This is a genomic window from Paraburkholderia hiiakae (assembly GCF_904848665.1).
Taxonomy (GTDB): domain Bacteria; phylum Pseudomonadota; class Gammaproteobacteria; order Burkholderiales; family Burkholderiaceae; genus Paraburkholderia; species Paraburkholderia hiiakae.
Map to the genome: position 1 here is coordinate 242634 of NZ_CAJHCQ010000004.1, position 15397 is coordinate 258030.

Annotated in this window: 18 protein-coding genes; 9 read left to right on the top strand and 9 right to left on the bottom strand. The window is 63.5% G+C overall.

Going from position 1 to position 15397, the window contains the following annotated elements; all coding sequences use genetic code 11:
• Nucleotides 1-89: 89 nt before the first annotated feature.
• Both JMY28_RS10320 and JMY28_RS10325 read right to left on the bottom strand, forming a co-directional pair.
• Entirely contained in the window at nucleotides 90-845 is a 756-nt protein-coding gene (locus tag JMY28_RS10320) for a helix-turn-helix domain-containing protein (protein ID WP_201695800.1), read from the bottom strand.
• A 182-nt stretch (nucleotides 846-1027) separates the two neighbouring features.
• A complete protein-coding gene (locus JMY28_RS10325; protein WP_201695801.1) occupies nucleotides 1028-1489 on the bottom strand; it encodes a universal stress protein in 462 nt (153 codons plus the stop codon).
• Between the two features lie 328 nt (nucleotides 1490-1817).
• Between JMY28_RS10325 and JMY28_RS10330 the strand changes: the two genes are divergently transcribed.
• Nucleotides 1818-3380 carry an MFS transporter gene (locus tag JMY28_RS10330; protein WP_201695995.1) on the top strand — a complete coding sequence of 521 codons (1563 nt, stop codon included), beginning with the start codon at nucleotides 1818-1820 and terminating at the stop codon, nucleotides 3378-3380.
• A 151-nt stretch (nucleotides 3381-3531) separates the two neighbouring features.
• Here JMY28_RS10330 and JMY28_RS10335 read toward each other — a convergent pair whose 3' ends face one another.
• Nucleotides 3532-4122 (bottom strand): acyl-homoserine-lactone synthase, encoded by a 591-nt coding sequence (locus JMY28_RS10335; protein WP_201695802.1) that lies wholly within the window; start codon nucleotides 4120-4122, stop codon nucleotides 3532-3534.
• Nucleotides 4123-4290: 168 nt separating this feature from the next.
• Here JMY28_RS10335 and JMY28_RS10340 point away from each other — a divergent pair, with 168 nt between their 5' ends.
• Nucleotides 4291-4605 carry a helix-turn-helix domain-containing protein gene (locus JMY28_RS10340; RefSeq protein ID WP_201695803.1) on the top strand — a complete coding sequence of 105 codons (315 nt, stop codon included), beginning with the start codon at nucleotides 4291-4293 and terminating at the stop codon, nucleotides 4603-4605.
• On the opposite strand, the gene JMY28_RS10345 is transcribed toward JMY28_RS10340, so the two are convergent.
• Nucleotides 4589-5293, bottom strand: coding sequence for a helix-turn-helix transcriptional regulator (locus JMY28_RS10345; RefSeq protein ID WP_201695996.1), 705 nt, complete (start codon nucleotides 5291-5293; stop codon nucleotides 4589-4591). The genes JMY28_RS10340 and JMY28_RS10345 overlap by 17 nt on opposite strands.
• 465 nt (nucleotides 5294-5758) lie before the next feature.
• Nucleotides 5759-6199 carry a DUF3005 domain-containing protein gene (locus JMY28_RS10350; protein WP_201695997.1) on the bottom strand — a complete coding sequence of 147 codons (441 nt, stop codon included), beginning with the start codon at nucleotides 6197-6199 and terminating at the stop codon, nucleotides 5759-5761.
• A 324-nt stretch (nucleotides 6200-6523) separates the two neighbouring features.
• On the opposite strand from JMY28_RS10350, the gene JMY28_RS10355 reads away from it, so the two are divergent.
• Both JMY28_RS10355 and epsC read left to right on the top strand, forming a co-directional pair.
• Nucleotides 6524-6757: a hypothetical protein gene (locus JMY28_RS10355; RefSeq protein WP_028206369.1), complete on the top strand. Its 234-nt coding sequence runs from the start codon at nucleotides 6524-6526 to the stop codon at nucleotides 6755-6757.
• 125 nt (nucleotides 6758-6882) lie between these two features.
• Nucleotides 6883-7812 (top strand): serine O-acetyltransferase EpsC, encoded by a 930-nt coding sequence (gene epsC, locus JMY28_RS10360; RefSeq protein ID WP_201695804.1) that lies wholly within the window; start codon nucleotides 6883-6885, stop codon nucleotides 7810-7812.
• Between the two features lie 51 nt (nucleotides 7813-7863).
• On the opposite strand, the gene folE is transcribed toward epsC, so the two are convergent.
• Together folE and JMY28_RS10370 are read right to left on the bottom strand one after the other, a co-directional pair.
• A complete protein-coding gene (gene folE / locus JMY28_RS10365; RefSeq protein ID WP_201695805.1) occupies nucleotides 7864-8538 on the bottom strand; it encodes a GTP cyclohydrolase I FolE in 675 nt (224 codons plus the stop codon).
• 93 nt (nucleotides 8539-8631) lie between these two features.
• Nucleotides 8632-9555 (bottom strand): LysR family transcriptional regulator, encoded by a 924-nt coding sequence (locus JMY28_RS10370; protein ID WP_201695806.1) that lies wholly within the window; start codon nucleotides 9553-9555, stop codon nucleotides 8632-8634.
• A gap of 315 nt (nucleotides 9556-9870) precedes the next feature.
• Between JMY28_RS10370 and JMY28_RS10375 the strand changes: the two genes are divergently transcribed.
• From JMY28_RS10375 to pcaC, 5 genes are all read left to right on the top strand, one after another.
• Complete coding sequence (locus JMY28_RS10375) at nucleotides 9871-10566, top strand: 3-oxoacid CoA-transferase subunit A (RefSeq protein WP_201695807.1); 696 nt, start codon at nucleotides 9871-9873, stop codon at nucleotides 10564-10566.
• Nucleotides 10567-10583: 17 nt separating this feature from the next.
• The gene (locus JMY28_RS10380) at nucleotides 10584-11243 is read left to right on the top strand and encodes a 3-oxoacid CoA-transferase subunit B (protein ID WP_201695808.1); all 660 of its coding nucleotides are present in this window, start codon (nucleotides 10584-10586) and stop codon (nucleotides 11241-11243) included.
• Nucleotides 11244-11375: 132 nt separating this feature from the next.
• Nucleotides 11376-12743, top strand: coding sequence for a 3-carboxy-cis,cis-muconate cycloisomerase (locus JMY28_RS10385; protein WP_201695809.1), 1368 nt, complete (start codon nucleotides 11376-11378; stop codon nucleotides 12741-12743).
• Between the two features lie 29 nt (nucleotides 12744-12772).
• A complete protein-coding gene (gene pcaD, locus JMY28_RS10390; RefSeq protein WP_201695810.1) occupies nucleotides 12773-13561 on the top strand; it encodes a 3-oxoadipate enol-lactonase in 789 nt (262 codons plus the stop codon).
• The gene (gene pcaC / locus JMY28_RS10395) at nucleotides 13561-13950 is read left to right on the top strand and encodes a 4-carboxymuconolactone decarboxylase (protein WP_158759800.1); all 390 of its coding nucleotides are present in this window, start codon (nucleotides 13561-13563) and stop codon (nucleotides 13948-13950) included. The genes pcaD and pcaC overlap by 1 nt, the downstream gene beginning before the upstream one ends.
• A gap of 37 nt (nucleotides 13951-13987) precedes the next feature.
• Here pcaC and JMY28_RS10400 read toward each other — a convergent pair whose 3' ends face one another.
• Nucleotides 13988-15055 carry an NAD(P)/FAD-dependent oxidoreductase gene (locus tag JMY28_RS10400; RefSeq protein WP_201695811.1) on the bottom strand — a complete coding sequence of 356 codons (1068 nt, stop codon included), beginning with the start codon at nucleotides 15053-15055 and terminating at the stop codon, nucleotides 13988-13990.
• 53 nt (nucleotides 15056-15108) lie between these two features.
• On the bottom strand, nucleotides 15109-15357 hold the full coding sequence (locus tag JMY28_RS10405) for a hypothetical protein (protein WP_201695812.1): 249 nt from the start codon (nucleotides 15355-15357) through the stop codon (nucleotides 15109-15111).
• Between the last annotated feature and the right edge of the window lie 40 nt (nucleotides 15358-15397).

Sequence of the window (15397 nt, forward strand, 5' to 3'; positions counted from 1 at the left end):
TTGTGCCAACGAAGATGCCGCGCCGATGAGGCGCGTAGCAGGCGGCCGGGGCGGCCCGGGCGGACGGCCCGCCCGGAGTTTGCCACGAATTACAGATGCCGCAGACCTTCGAGATCGATGATGCGGATCAGCTTGCCCTGTGCGTCGATCAGGCCGCGCTTTTGAAATCTCGACAGGGTGCGGCTCACCGTTTCGAGCGTCATGCCGAGATAGCTGCCCATGTCCTCACGCGTCATGCGCAGGTTGAACTCCGCGGGTGAGTACCCGCGCTGGCCGTTGCGTTCGGAGACGTCCAGCAGAAAGGCGGCGACGCGTTCGTCGGCGGAAAGCGAGCCGAGCACCATCATTTGCGACGATTCGCGGATCAGCTGCTCGCTCATGAGGCGGTGCAACCGGTCTTGCATGGCGCCGGTTTCGCGGCACAAATGCTTGAGCGCCGAGTAGGGAATGATGCAGACCGAGCTGTCTTCGAGCGCCACGGCGCTGCAGGTGTGGAAGCCGGTGCTGATGCCGTCGATGCCGAGCGGGTCGCCGGCCAGACGCAAGCCAGTGACCTGCTCGCGGCCGTCGCGGTGCGCCATGACCGTCTTGAGCGAGCCGGAGCGCGCGACATAGAGGTTGTCGAATCCGTCGCCGGCGCGGTACACGGCTTCGCCGCGCCGCACACTGCGCGCGGAGCAGATCAATGCTTCGAGTTTCGGCAGGTCGTCGAGGGTGAGGCCCTGGGGCATGCACAGGTGCCGCATGGCGCAAACCGAACAGCGCGTGGACGTGCGCGGCGCCGTCACGGGCGTGCGATTGCTGCGGCGCACGGTGGTATGAGAAACGACGTTGGGATTCAGCATCGACAATGCTCCTTTGATCTATGTCCAGGCATTGTCTACCGGGGTCGAATCTCAGATTGGTGGCAAAGTGACGCGCTTTTGAGATGCTCGGTGTTGAGCCTCGTCAGAAGGCGCTTGCGCTCCGTCTGACGGAGCGCAAGCGACTTTTCGATAATGTGCAAAACTGCGTGCACCTTAAGCGACTACTGGTCGGCATTTCCTGCGGCTGACGGAATGAGCAGGACGGGCAGGGTGGACTGCCGCACGCAGCGTTCGGCAACGCTGCCGAGAATGAGGCGCTGGAAGCCGCGACGGCCGTGCGTGCCCATCACGATCAGATCGGAGCCTGCGGTCTTGGCGGCGTTGAGCACGAGCGTCGGGACGTCGTCGAGCGAGGAGGCTTCGCCCGTGAGCATGGCGCCTGCCACGCCTCGCTCGCTCATCGCCTTGTTCATGTCTTCCGCGAGTTCGTTACCCTGCGCGATCATCTGGTTGCGCAGGATCGAAGGGTCGTAGCCGGGCGCGTCGAAATACATGGGCGTGTTCTCGATCACGTAATACGGCTCCAGGATCGAGCCCATTGCCTTCGCCAGGTCGAGCGCGGCTTCGAAGGCGCGGCGCGAGGTGGCGCTGCCGTCGACGGCGACAAGGATGCGTTTATACATAAGACCTCCTCTTTGAGTGGGATCGAGAATCGCGCGGCCTCGGGCGATGCTGCGACGAGACGGGCGCGGTGTGTCGTGACTGGCGAGAAGCTTAATGGATCGCAAGTAAAGATGCAGTCGGACTGTATGAAAGATGGAAGGAGCGCGAAGGAAGATCAAGTAGTCTGCGTCGGAATACCGCGCCCCCGCCAGGTTTTCATTTGCTATTTCGTTATGTTGCATGCGCACCGGCATACGGCTATCGTTGCCTCTTTTTCGCTTCGCGCCGTCCTTCTCTCCCGTGAAACCTTCCTCCGCTAACCTGCCGTTTCGCGACGCGCTACTGGCCATGCTCGGCATTGGCCTCGTCAACATGCTCGTCGCACTCGATCAAACCGTTGTCAGCACCGCTTTGCCCTCGATCGTCGCCGAGTTGCACGGCTTCGAGTTCTATGCGTGGATCGCGAGCGCTTACCTGCTGGCCTCGGTCGTGACGGTGCCCGTGTTTGGCCGGCTCGGCGACTACTTCGGCCGCAAGCGCTTCGTGATTGCCGCGGTGATCGTGTTTACGGTGGCCTCCGTGCTGTGCGGGCTCGCGACCGACATGCGTTTTCTCGCGGCGGCGCGCGCGTTGCAGGGCGTAGGAGGCGGGATGATGGTGGGTACGGCGTTCGCCTCGATTCCCGATCTCTTTCCCGACCCGCGCGCGCGGGTGCGCTGGCAGGTCGTCATGGCGGCCGCCTACGGCATCGGCACGGCCGCGGGGCCGTCGCTGGGCGGCTGGCTCAGCGAGCACTTCGGCTGGCGCTCGACCTTTCTCGTCAATCTGCCGGTTGGTGTGCTTGCACTTTATTTCATCTGGGCGCATCTGCCGCGCTACCAGCCGGCGCGTACCGGCGAAGTGCGCATCGACTGGACGGGCGCCGCGCTCGTCGCACTGGTGCTGGGCGCTTTCCAGACCTTGATCGAGGCGGTGCCCAGGAGCGGTCTGACGACCGGCAACGCCGTGCTTGCGGTGGCGGTACTCGCCGGCGTGGCCCTGCTGCTCGTCTGCGAGCGCCGTGCGACGCACCCGATCATCCCGCTCGACCTGTTCCGCGACCCGCAGCTCGTTACGTTGTTTACGCTCTCGACGCTCTCGGGCTTCGTAATGTTCTCGCTGATCTTTTTCGCGCCGCTGCTCCTGCAGGGCGGTTTCGGGCTGTCGCCCCAGCAGGCGGGCCTGCTCGCCACGCCTATCGCGGCCTGTATCGCGCTAGGCAGCCTGATCAATACGCGCATCGTGATCCGGCTGCACAGGCCCACGACGATTCTGACAGTCGGATTCAGCCTGCTGGTCGCGGCTTCCGCCGGTCTTGCCTTCGCGTCCCGAAACACGGCGCACCTCTGGCTCGAGCTGGCGATGTCGGCCGTGGGTATCGGGCTCGGCTTCATCCTGAACAATCTGAATATATTCGGCCAGGAGATTGCCGGGCGGGAGCGTTTCGGCATCACGACCGCCTTGCTGCAATCCACGCGCATGGTTGGCGGCATGCTCGGCACCAGCGTCGTGGCGACGATCGTCAATCACCGCTATGCGGCCGGCGTGGGGGACGCGCTGGCGGTGATCGGCGCGCCGCTGCAGCAGCGTTGGCAACCGCAGCTCGCCGATCCGCGCGTGCTGATCGACCCGTCACTGCGCGAGGGTCTCGTCGCGCAGATGAAGGCGGCGGGGCTCGACGGCGCGGCGCTAGTCGATGCCTTGCGCCACGTGCTGGTGGACACGATCCATCTGGGAATCGGGCTGACGGGCTGCGCGGCGCTCGCGGCGGCGCTGTGCGTGGGGCGGATTTCCCACATCCGCTTCAGCCGCAGCGCCTCGGCGGCGCAGAAAAGCGGCGAAGCGAGAGCCGACGAGGTCAAGGCCGACTAAGGCGCGCTGAAGTCGGCGCGACCGGCGCCACGCAATGGCGCCGGAATGGTCTTTTTCGGTCTGATTTGTCAGACAAACAATCGCGTGCCAGACTGACCGAAAAAGGCTCGGCACCTGGCCAGTGTGAGTCGGTCTACTTTAGACGTCGCGCTTACGCGGCGTGCGCCATCTCCCCGAACAGCGCGTGGTGGGTCTGCTGGCTCATCGCGATTTCCAGCGCGACGGCATTCTCCACGCCAATGCGCATCGGCGCGCCAAGCCGCCTTAGCTCGATGCCCGTGCGGCGCAGCAAGCGCTCCATCGGCGTCGTGGTCACCGTCACATAGCTGTTGATGCCCGCGCGGTCGGCGAACGACACGACCGCGCGCATCGCGCTCATGGTCAAGTCGGCGAAACCGAATGCCTGGTCATTGCCGGATTCAATGGCGAAGCGGCTCAGTTCCCAGATGTTACGGGCCGTAGGCGCAGCGTTGCCTTGCAGCAGTTGCGGGAAGGTGTCCCGCAACATGTTGGGGCCTTCGGTGGGCATCAGGCGCCAGCAGCCGCGCACGTGGCCTGCGCCATCCTGAATCAGCATGTAATGGGGCCCGAGCGCGTCGTAGCCGTCGATTTCCATCCCCGCGATGGTGGGAATGTCCCAGCCCAGGCGGTCGCGGAACACGCGCGCGCGCAGCCGGTACATCTCATTGATGTCCTCATTCTCGAAGTCCTGTCTCAGTCCGATCCGTATCGCAGCTTGCATGACAACTCTCCCGATTTGTGTGGAAGCGCGGCAGTACGGTTCGAAAGCTATGCGTTATGAATATAAAAAAACACCTATCTAGATAGGTAGGTGCGCAGATAGGGCCTCTTAAGGAGAATCACTTCCGCGGCAGTCACTCATCAGGCATATCTGACAGCGAGAGTCATCATGGAACTTATGGGCAATCAATGGCATTCGGGTGCGAATACCATGTCGTCCCCCGGGGATCTGTCTTCGGTCGTCGACCGCGTCCTGATCATTGCGTATCGGAAGAAGAAGAAAGAGAGCCAGCGCCGCTTCTGGGCGCGTTTCGGCGTGACGCAGTCGCGCGGCAGCCGGTTCGAGTCGGGCGCGGAGATTCCGCCGCCGGTGTCGATCCTGCTCGGGCTGTATTTCAACAAGACGATTTCGGACGGCGACCTTGGCCGTGCCGAGCGCGTGTTGCGCGGCGACGCACCGATGGTGCTTAGCCCGGGTCAATAAGACCCATCTGAGTCGCAATCACGGCTGCCGCTCGCCGTGAGTTCACGCCGAACTTCCCGCGAATGTTCTTCATGTGGAAGTTCACGACGGCTTCAGAGCAATTCAGGATGTGAGAAATTTCCCAAGTGGACTTGCCTAGCGCAGTCCGCTTGAGGCATTCCTTTTCTCGTGGCGTGAGTTTGGGAATCAGCGACTGAACGTGGTCGTTCAGGTGCCGCTGGCTCGTGTCCAGCACGAGGTCGCGCAGCAGCACGAGATTCGGCAACGCGCGGTTCACGTCCTCCCAGAAGTTGTCGGTGGGATTTGCGTCGTTGACGAAGCAGAGCATGCCGATTTCCTGGCGCGGGCCATGGATCGGCAGGGTGATGCCCGCGCGCAGCCCGTACGAGCGGGCCTCCTCATACATCGATTGTTGCTGCTCTGTCGCGAAAAGTTCCGGCGACCAGATGAGCGGCGCCGAACGCGTCGTGCAATGCGACACGGTAGGGTCGAAGTAGGCCATACCGTGGTCGTTGTACGTCTGCCGCCAGGCGGCCGAATAGTTCGTGCGGATAAACGCGTCCTCGAGCCTCATGCCCGGGCGCGGCAAGATAGCCAGCATGAGCTGGCTGAATCCCCACGAGCTGGCGAGCTTCGCCACCGCGTCGAACCACGCAGCCTCTTCGGGCGCGTCGAGCACGGGCGACATCTGCTCAATAAAATGTAGAGGCACGTTCAACACTCTCCATCAGCGCTGGGCGAGATCGCGGGGCAAGCCCTCAGACACTCGCTCCTCGCTTCTTATGATGTAAGAATTTATCACTAAATTCCTATCCGATCCCCCCTCGTCTGCAATCCTCCCGCTTTGTGGGGTCATTTCTGTCAGATTTCGGTGACATCGGAGAGAATTTCTGCGTCTCCTGAACAAGTGTGCTGGTCTGCATGAAGCGCATTGCCCCGGTGCTGAAATAAATCCAGACGACATTTCGAAATGCGGCAAGAGTGTGCAACTCGCCAGGATAATGCCGTCGATTTATCGGCTTTCATTTATTTTCAAGCTTTCATTTCTATTTTTTAACCGCACTCGACTGAATACTGTCTGAATCCGCCAGTGCGGCGATATCGCCTGGATAATCGCAAATGGTTCGCCGCACAACGGGCGGCGAACCATGGTTCATGGCTTGCGCAGCAACTCGATGACGCGCGTCGGCCGCATGTGATTGAGCGCGAAGTGCAGGCGTCCCGGGCTGCGGCGCGCGCCCGGTTCGCGCGCGGCGTTGCGCTGCCAGTCGACGGCATTGGGCTCTTCGGGCTCGCACATGCCGAGGTCGACGAGTTCGTATCCGGACTCCAGCGCGATCGGCAGCCGATGCACGCCCTTGCGGCTGTCGAAACCCGCCAGGCCGTCATTCGCTTCGGCCACGCTGTTGTCGAGCGTCGCGTTGCAGGTCGTCTCTTCGTCGGGGCCAATGCAGCCGTCGCCCGCGAGGCGCGCGGCTTCACGGTTCTTGCCGTCGGTGTCGACCGAGCTATCGTGCGTGCGGTCGTTGTGGAGTTCGGCGCTGCGCGGCCGCGACAACGACGAGCTCACATCTCCCACATTCGCTTTTTGCATGTCGTCGGGACGATTCATGATTCTTCCTCCTTGGAAGATCGGGGTGCAGGCGTTCAGCAGGCCATTCCGCAAGCGCCGTTCCGCTGCAGCGCCGCACCCTTGAATCGGCATGAAAAGCAAGCCGGTTCGCCAGGAGAACGCCTCCAGCGATGTTGCATTTTTTTCGTTGGTTTGGACTTTTTCCCAGGAGTATGATCCTCTTTCAACGAGTTGGCGCGCTTCGATTAATGGGCCGGGCGAGGGCTCATGCTGTGGCTTTGCCGCACGATCTTGAATGCACGCGCCAAATAAAACGGACGAGGCAGTCAGGGGCGGGTGACACACATGCACTTCGACGCTGCATTTACGCATCGTGGCTATTTGCTGAATTGCGCACCGGCGCGCGCCGGTGACGGCACATATCAACCGTATGTGGTGATTTCGCGCTCGAGCGATGGCGAACTCGTTGCCAACCGTTTTTTCCCTGCTGAGCTGCGCTTTTCCGATGAGGCGGCCGCCATCGCCCATGCGCGCGACTGGGCCGTTCGCTGGATCGACGCGAGCACGGTCACGCTTTGAACGCGCGCGCTCTCCGGGCGCAGCCTGTCTCCGAGGGCGCTTCGGCGAACTCCGGCAAAACGCGGTAATCTCTGGGGTCGATACACTCACTCCCGCACAGACCTTGCGTCTGCTGCCGCATCACCATGTCCAAAGCTGCTTCCCCTGAATGGGGTCTAGAACAAATCGTCGCCGATCTGCGTGCGTCGCGTGAAGAACGGCACCGCACGCGCCATCCACTCGGTATACGCGAATTGCCGTCGCGCGATGCGGTCGTCAACATCGTGGCCGGCCTGCGCGCCGCGCTCTTTCCCACGCATTACGGCGCGCCCGACCTGACCGACGAGAGTATCGACTACTACGTCGGCCATACGCTCGACAGCACCTTGCGGCTGCTTGCCGAGCAGATTCGCCGCGCGTTGCGCTTCCTGCCGGAAAGCTCTCAGGCCAGCGACGACGAACTGCGCGTGCGTGCATTTGAAGTCGCGCGCGAGTTCGGCCGGCAACTACCCGATATTCGCGCGCTGCTCGTGAGCGACATTCAGGCGGCGTTCACGGGCGACCCGGCCGCGCAGCACATCACCGAGATCCTGCTGTGCTACCCGGGCGTGTGGGCCATGACGCACCATCGGCTCGCGCATGCGCTGCACCGCCTCGGTGTGCCGCTGCTCGCACGTTTCATCAATGAGATCGCGCATTCCGCAACGGGCATCGACATTCACCCTGGCGCGCAGATCGCATCGAGCTTCTTCATCGATCACGGCACGGGCGTCGTGATCGGCGAGACCGCGATCATCGGCGAGCGCGTTCGCGTGTATCAGGCCGTGACGCTCGGTGCGAAGAGCTTCGCCGCCGACCTCGACGGGACGCTCGTGAAGGGCAATGCACGCCATCCGATCGTCGAGGACGACGTGGTGATCTACGCGGGCGCGACGATTCTCGGTCGCGTGACGATCGGGCGCGGCTCCGTGATTGGCGGGAACGTGTGGCTCACGCATAGCGTGCCGCCGGGCAGCAGTGTGCGCCAGGGCAAGATTCGCGAGATCGAGCGGGGCGACGAAAGCCCAATGAAGTGAGGAGGGGAACGGGACACGCCGTCCCGTTCATTGTTTGCGTGCGTGTGGTTTTCAGGTATTCGCGACGCTCATCGCGCCGGGATTGCCGACGATCGCAAGGAACTCGCGGCGCGTGGAAGGGTCGGTGCGGAACGTGCCGAGCATGCGCGACGTCACCATCGACACGCCCGCCTTGTGCACGCCGCGCGTGGACATGCATTGATGCGCCGCTTCGAGTATCACGCCCACGCCCTTGGGCTGCAGGATTTCATTGAGCGTGTCGGCGATCTGCGCGGTCATCTTCTCCTGGATCTGCAGGCGCTTCGCGAATGCGTCGACGAGACGCGCGAGCTTCGAGATGCCCACCACGCGATGCTCGGGTAGATACGCCACGTGCGCGCGCCCGATGATCGGCACCATGTGATGCTCGCAGTAGCTCTCGAAGCGAATGTCCTTCAACACGATCATTTCGTCGTAGCCGTCCACCTCCGAGAAGGTGCGCGACAGGATTTCGCGTGGATCGACCTCATAGCCCGCGAAGAACTCCTCATAGGCACGCACGACGCGGCCCGGCGTATCGATCAGCCCTTCGCGAGCGGGGTCGTCCCCGGCCCAGCGCAGCAGTACGCGCACGGCGTCCTCGGCTTCGGCGCGCGACGGACGCGCGCTGGTCCCGCTGGTCGCGCTCGTTGCGCTCGTTGCGCTCTTGCGTGGCTTTCCTTTCCCGGCTTTTTTTTCTTCGCTCATGCATGGGCTCCTGTCATGTGGAACGACGCCGCTTTGGCGTGCTCCACGAGCCCACATTGTTTCATGTTTTGTCGGGCCTGGCGCAAGAGGGCATCATTTCGGCCATTCGTCCATGGCGTCGTTGAAGAGTTCCGCCACGACGCTTCGCAGCCATTCGCCACGCGGCGCGTTGTGATACTTGCGATGCCAGTGCTGCTTGAGATCGAAGCGCGGCAATTGCAGCGGGGGCTCGACGAGCGTGATCGATGCATGCTCGGACACATAGGCGAAGCCGATTGCATGAGGCACGGTCGCGATGAGGTCGGAGCGCGTGAGAATGAACGGCAAGCTCATGAAGTGCGGCGTTTCGAGCACCGCGCGGCGGCGCATGCGCCTTTTCTCCAGATACTGTTCCAGCACTTCCTGGCTGCGCCCTTCGGCGCGCACGACGGCGTGGCCCATGGCGAGAAACTGCTCGATCGTCATGGCTTTGCCCGCGAGCGGATGTCCGCTGCGCATCATGCAGATGAAGCGGTGCGTGAAGAGGCGTTGCTGGAAGAAGTTGTTGCCGCCGAGGTCGGGGAAATAGCCGACCGCGAGATCGATGTCGCCCGATTCGAGACCGCGCTCGACCTGGCTCGGCGGCAGTGACACCGAACGCAGGTTCGCATTGGGCGCGCGCTCGGCGAACACCTGCAAGAGGCGCGGAAGAAACACGATCTCACCGACATCGGAGAGTGCGATGGAGAACGTGTGGGTGCTCGTGGCGGGATCGAAGTCCTGCGCTTGCAGCATGCCCTTCTCGATACGCACCAGCGCGTCGCGCGCGGCGGGAATGAGGCCGAGCGCGCGCGGCGTGGGCTCCATGCCGCGCGAGGTGCGCACGAAGAGCGGATCGCCGAAATAATCGCGTAGCTTGCCGAGCGCCGTGCTCACCCGCGGCTGGCTCACGCCGAGCCGCTCGGCGGCGCGGCTCACATTGCGCGTTTCCTCCATGGCCACGAGGAAGGGGATGAGATTCAGATCAAGGTCTTGCATGAAGGCGAGGGCGGCACTATATCGAAATCAGATAAAGACTAGTCGATGAATCGAAATTCCGGATATTGGGGTATGTGCCCACGGCCGCGCCTGTCCTGGAAGCGCGGCAAAAAGTGCATCCCTGTACGAACCCACGCGCCCCGGCACCGACATGAAGTAGATTGCCTGTGTGGGTAGACCCGCCTTGACAAGCCCGCGAATACGCTCCGATAATGCGCTGGACGTTCGCTAAACGAATCAGTGTTCGTATGTAGAACTTTTTCGCGATCGGGTGACGTGGACCTTCCGCGATGCGCATCGCTTTCAGGAACAGGCATGATCAACAAGATTTTCGACTCGCTTCAAGCCGCCGTGGCCGATGTGCATGACGGCGCCACGGTGATGATCGGCGGCTTCGGCACGGCCGGTATGCCCGCCGAACTGATCGACGCGCTCATCGAGCAGGGCGCGCGCGACCTCACCATCGTCAACAACAATGCAGGCAACGGTGACATCGGCCTTGCCGCGCTGCTCAACGCGAAGCGCGTGCGCAAGATCATCTGCTCGTTCCCGCGCCAGACCGACTCGTATGTGTTCGACGCACTCTATCGCGCAGGCGAAATCGAGCTCGAACTCGTGCCGCAGGGCAATCTGGCCGAGCGCATCCGCGCCGCGGGCGCCGGCATTGGCGGCTTCTTCACGCCCACGGGCTACGGCACGAAGCTGGCCGAAGGCAAGGAAACGCGACTGATCGACGGCCGCCAGTACGTGCTCGAAGCGCCGCTGCACGCCGACTTCGCGCTCATCAAGGCGTATAAGGGCGATCGCTGGGGCAACCTGGTCTATCGCAAGACGGCGCGCAACTTCGGCCCGATCATGGCGAGCGCGGCGAAGGTCGCCATTGCCCAGGTTTCTGAGGTTGTCGAACTCGGTCAGCTCGATCCGGAAAACATCGTGACGCCCGGCATTTTCGTGCAACGCGTCGTGGAAGTGCCGCAAGCGGCCCATCAAGCGCAAGGCCAGGCAGCCTGAAGGAACGGAGAGAGGCAATGAAACGACTGAATCGCGATGAAATGGCCAAGCGCGTGGCCGCGGACATTCCCGAAGGCGCGTATGTGAATCTCGGCATCGGCGTCCCGACGCTGGTGGCCAACCACCTCGATCCGAGCAAGGAAATCTTCCTGCACAGCGAGAACGGCCTGCTCGGCATGGGCCCGGCGCCCGCACCCGGCCAGGAAGACGACGAACTCATCAACGCAGGCAAGCAGCATGTCACGCTGCTCACCGGCGGCGCCTACTTCCACCACGCCGACTCGTTCGCGATGATGCGCGGCGGCCACCTGGACTACTGCGTGCTCGGCGCATTCCAGGTGTCGGTGAATGGCGACCTCGCGAACTGGCACACCGGCGCGCCCGACGCGATTCCGGCCGTGGGCGGCGCGATGGACCTCGCACTCGGCGCGAAGCAGGTGTTCGTCATGATGGAACTGCTGACCAAGCAAGGCGAAAGCAAGCTCGTGAGCGAATGCTCGTACCCGGTCACGGGCGTGGGCTGCGTCGGCCGCATCTATACGGACCTCGCTGCGTTCGACGTCACGCCCGAAGGCCTCGCCGTGCGCGAGATCTATTCGGACATCGATTTCGACGCGCTGCAGAAGCTTGCCGGCGTGCCGTTGATCGACGCGACGCAGAACCGTCGCGCAGCGTAAACTGTTTGTCGAAGTGCGCATCGTTCGCACGTGCGTGGCGCGGCAGCCGTCGGCATTCGTCGACGGTTGCCGCGCCCGCTTCGTTCCATCTGTACTATCTGAACGCCTGCATTTTTCTACGCGCCACACTCCATGATTGAACGCCTCACGAGCCTGATCTGCGGGACCGAGCCGATGAATGCGGTCTGGTCTCCCGAAGCCACGCTGCAACGCATGCTGGACGTCGAGGCGGCGCTTGCGCGCGCCTCTGCCATGCATGGCGTGATTCCGCAGTCGGCCGTGGCCGCGATCGTCGCGGCCTGCGCGGCGGATCAGCTCGACGCGCCGGCGCTCGCGCGCGACGCCGCGCTGGGCGGCAATCTGGCGATCCCGCTCGTCAAGCAGCTCACGGCGCGTGTGAAGTCCGCCGACGCCGAAGCCGCGAAGTACGTTCACTGGGGCGCCACGAGTCAGGACATCATCGATACGGCCACCGTGCTGCAGTTGCGCGACGCGCTTGCGCTGATCGAGCGTGGTATCGATGCGCTCTGCGCGACGCTCGCGGACCTCGCGCGCACGCACCGCGCGACGCCGGCGGTGGGGCGCACGTGGCTCCAGCAGGCGCTGCCCATCACGCTCGGCTTGAAGTTCGCGCAATGGCTCGACGCCATGCTACGCCATCGCGAACGCCTCGCCGCGCTGCGCGAGCGCGCGCTCGTGCTGCAGTTCGGCGGCGCGGCCGGCACGCTCGCAAGCTTGCGCGACGCTGCGCCGAACGTGAGCGCCGCGCTCGCGCAAGCGCTCGGCCTCGCGTTGCCTGCCTTGCCGTGGCACACGCAGCGCGACCGCATTGCCGAAGCCGCGTCGTTTTTCGGCATGCTCATCGGCACGCTCGGCAAGATCGCGCGTGACATCTCGCTGCAGATGCAGACCGAAATCGGCGAGCTGGGCGAACCGGCGGCGGCGGGCAAGGGCGGTTCCTCGACCATGCCGCACAAGCGCAATCCCGTGGGTTGCGCAGCCGTCCTGACGGCTGCCACACGCGCGCCTGGCCTCGTCGCGACGGTGTTCGCGGGCATGGTTCAGGAACATGAGCGCGCGCTCGGCGGCTGGCAAGCGGAGTGGGATGCGCTGCCCGATCTCGCGCGCCTCGCTGGCGGCGCGCTCGCGCAGATCGAACAGATCACCGCTGGACTCGAAGTGCGGCCCGAACGCCTCGCGGCGAATCTCGACATCACGCACGGGCTCATTCTCGGCGAAGCCGTGATGCTCGCGCTCGGCGACCAGATCGGGCGTCTGGACGCGCATCATCTCGTTGAGCACGCATCGAAATCGGCAGTACAGAGCGGCCGCACGCTGTACGAAGTCCTCGCGGCGGATCCCGCCGTGACCCGACACCTGGACGAAGCGCGCCTCAAGGCGCTGCTCGATCCGGCCAATTACGTGGGGCAGGCGCACGCTTTCGTCGACGCGGTGCTCGCGTCGCACGAAGCGAGTGCAATACAACGCACGTCCCATTGACCATAGAAGACACACGAGGAGTAACACGCATGCCTTACGCAGCCGTCAACGACACGCATTTGTTCTACCGCATCGACGGTGCGCAGAACCGCTCGGCGCCATGGGTAGTTCTGTCGAATTCACTCGGTAGCGACGTGTCGATGTGGACGCCGCAAATCGCCGAGTTCACGAAGCACTTCCGCGTGCTGCGCTACGACACGCGCGGTCATGGCCACTCGGCGGCGCCGCAGGGCCCGTACACCATCGAGCAACTGACCGGCGACGTGATCGGCCTGATGGACCAGCTCGGCATCGAGCGCGCGCATTTCGCGGGCGTTTCGATGGGCGGGCTGACCGGCGTCGGTCTCGGCGCGCGTTACGCCAACCGCATCGATCGCCTCGTGCTGTGCAATACGGCCGCCAAGATCGGCTCGCCGGAAGTGTGGGTGCCGCGCGCGGCAAAGGCTCGCAGCGAAGGCATGCTGGCGCTCGCCGACGCGGTGCTGCCGCGCTGGTACACGCCCGAATTCATCGCGAACAATGCGCTCGTCATGTCGCAAGTACGCGACGTCTTCGTGCATACCGACAAGGACGGCTACGCTTCGAACTGCGAAGCGATCAACGCCGCTGACCTGCGCGGCGAGGCGCCGTCGATCAAGGCGCGCACGCTCGTGATCTCGGGCACGCACGATCTGGCCGCGACGCCCGCACAAGGACGCGAACTGGCCGAATCGATGCCCGGCGCACGCTATGTCGAGCTGAATGCCGCGCACATCTCGAACGTCGAGCTGGCGGACGAGTACAACAAGATCGTGGTCGACTTCCTGCTGGGGGCGTAATGAACGACGAAGAACGCTACGAAGCGGGCATGAAGGTGCGCCGCGCGGTGCTGGGCGACGCGCACGTCGATCGCTCGCTCGCCAACCGCACGGAAGTGACCGAGGAATTCCAGAATTTCATTTCGCGCTATGCATGGGGCGAGATCTGGACGCGCGATGGCTTGCCGCGCCACACGCGCAGCTTGCTGACGATCGCGATGATGGTCGCGCTCAACCGCAGCGAGGAACTCGCGCTGCATCTGCGCGCCGCGCGTAACAATGGCGTCACGCGCGACGAAATCAAGGAAGTGCTGCTGCAAACCGCGATCTATTGCGGCGTGCCGGCGGCGAACTCCGCGTTCCATCTCGCCGACCGCATTTTTCGCGAGCAGGACGCCGAGCAGGCCTGATCGTGTGGCGACTGAACGCGGGCGAGCATCCCCGCGTTCAGTCGAACACCGGCGACTCCACGCCGAGCACCTTGTGCAGGCGCGTGCTGGTCGTTGTGTACTGCAGATGAATTTTCTTCTCGGGAAACACATGATGCGCCGCACCGAATGCGGCGAGTGCGGCTTCGTGAAAGCCTGAGAGAATCAGCTTCTTCTTGCCCGGATACGTGTTGATATCGCCGACGGCAAAGATACCCGGCACGCTCGTTTCGAAGCGCGCCGTATCCACTGGTAGCTGTTTGCGTTCGATTTCCAGGCCCCATTGCGCGATCGGCCCGAGTTGCGGCGACAAGCCGTAAAACACGAGCAGGTAGTCGAGTTCCAGCGAGCGCGTGACGCCGTCGCCGCCCGTCACCTTGATGCGCGTGAGCTTGCCGCCTTCGTCGTCGAAGCCGCTTAGTTGGCCGACGATCGACTGCATGCGCCATTCCTCGCATAGCGCGTGCATTTTCGCGACCGTTGCCGGCGCCGCGCGATATGCCTCACGCCGATGAAGCAGGATCACGCTCTGCGCGACGTCCACGAGTTGCAGCGCCCAGTCGAGCGCCGAATCGCCGCCGCCGCACACCACGATGTCCTTGTCGCGAAAGCTTTCGAGATCGCGTATGCGATAGAAAAGCTGTGTGTCGCGGTATCGCTCGATGCCGCTCAACTTGAGCGTGCGCGGCTGAAACGAGCCCACGCCTGCCGCGATGAACACCGTCTTCGCAAGAAACTGCGTACCCTTGCTTGTTTGCACGAAGAAGCGGCCGTCTGCGCGCGGCTCGACGATTTGCACCTCCTGGCCGAGATGGAACGTCGCGCCGAAAGGCTCGATCTGCTTCATCAGCACATCCACGAGTTGTTGCCCGGTGCACATTAGCACCGCCGGAATGTCGTAGATCGGTTTGTCGGGGTAAAGCTCGGCGCACTGGCCACCGACCACGGGCAGCGAATCCACTACGTGCGCGTGTATTTCCATCAGACCGAGTTCGAACACCTGGAAGAGTCCAACGGGCCCAGCGCCGATGATGAGCGCGTCGGTTTCGATGAGCTGGGGCGGGAAGTGATCGTTGCGCTCGTTCATCGGCGCGCTCTCCTTGCGAGAGGTGGATTCGGTCGGGACAATGATCAAGAGTCCTATTCTTCTGGCTGCACGTCGGCTACATAGCGGCGCAGACAGGCGAGCAGCGCGGCTTCCTCGGCACGGCTCGCGGCGTCGCTGGCCGAGCCCGCGTCACGCTCTTCACCAAACATGGCCGCGGGCGCGGGGATGGTATCGACCACGCGGCCGTCGCGGAACACACGGATTTGATGCGTCGCTTCCACATATTCGGCGATCCAGTGGATGCCCTCGATATGCGTGCCGATACGGACTGGCATCTTCATGAGATTCCCTCCTGGCGCAGCGCACGTCGGTCGATGCGCG

Excerpts from the sequence above, each read along its gene's own strand:
- JMY28_RS10320 (WP_201695800.1), bottom strand. The coding sequence starts at position 845 with ATGCTGAATCCCAACGTCGTTTCTCATACCACCGTGCGCCGCAGCAAT.
- JMY28_RS10325 (WP_201695801.1), bottom strand. The coding sequence starts at position 1,489 with ATGTATAAACGCATCCTTGTCGCCGTCGACGGCAGCGCCACCTCGCGC.
- JMY28_RS10330 (WP_201695995.1), top strand. The coding sequence starts at position 1,818 with ATGCTCGGCATTGGCCTCGTCAACATGCTCGTCGCACTCGATCAAACC.
- JMY28_RS10335 (WP_201695802.1), bottom strand. The coding sequence starts at position 4,122 with ATGCAAGCTGCGATACGGATCGGACTGAGACAGGACTTCGAGAATGAG.
- JMY28_RS10340 (WP_201695803.1), top strand. The coding sequence starts at position 4,291 with ATGGAACTTATGGGCAATCAATGGCATTCGGGTGCGAATACCATGTCG.
- JMY28_RS10345 (WP_201695996.1), bottom strand. The coding sequence starts at position 5,293 with ATGTCGCCCGTGCTCGACGCGCCCGAAGAGGCTGCGTGGTTCGACGCG.
- JMY28_RS10350 (WP_201695997.1), bottom strand. The coding sequence starts at position 6,199 with ATGCAAAAAGCGAATGTGGGAGATGTGAGCTCGTCGTTGTCGCGGCCG.
- JMY28_RS10355 (WP_028206369.1), top strand. The coding sequence starts at position 6,524 with ATGCACTTCGACGCTGCATTTACGCATCGTGGCTATTTGCTGAATTGC.
- epsC (WP_201695804.1), top strand. The coding sequence starts at position 6,883 with ATGTCCAAAGCTGCTTCCCCTGAATGGGGTCTAGAACAAATCGTCGCC.
- folE (WP_201695805.1), bottom strand. The coding sequence starts at position 8,538 with ATGAGCGAAGAAAAAAAAGCCGGGAAAGGAAAGCCACGCAAGAGCGCA.
- JMY28_RS10370 (WP_201695806.1), bottom strand. The coding sequence starts at position 9,555 with ATGCAAGACCTTGATCTGAATCTCATCCCCTTCCTCGTGGCCATGGAG.
- JMY28_RS10375 (WP_201695807.1), top strand. The coding sequence starts at position 9,871 with ATGATCAACAAGATTTTCGACTCGCTTCAAGCCGCCGTGGCCGATGTG.
- JMY28_RS10380 (WP_201695808.1), top strand. The coding sequence starts at position 10,584 with ATGAAACGACTGAATCGCGATGAAATGGCCAAGCGCGTGGCCGCGGAC.
- JMY28_RS10385 (WP_201695809.1), top strand. The coding sequence starts at position 11,376 with ATGATTGAACGCCTCACGAGCCTGATCTGCGGGACCGAGCCGATGAAT.
- pcaD (WP_201695810.1), top strand. The coding sequence starts at position 12,773 with ATGCCTTACGCAGCCGTCAACGACACGCATTTGTTCTACCGCATCGAC.
- pcaC (WP_158759800.1), top strand. The coding sequence starts at position 13,561 with ATGAACGACGAAGAACGCTACGAAGCGGGCATGAAGGTGCGCCGCGCG.
- JMY28_RS10400 (WP_201695811.1), bottom strand. The coding sequence starts at position 15,055 with ATGAACGAGCGCAACGATCACTTCCCGCCCCAGCTCATCGAAACCGAC.
- JMY28_RS10405 (WP_201695812.1), bottom strand. The coding sequence starts at position 15,357 with ATGAAGATGCCAGTCCGTATCGGCACGCATATCGAGGGCATCCACTGG.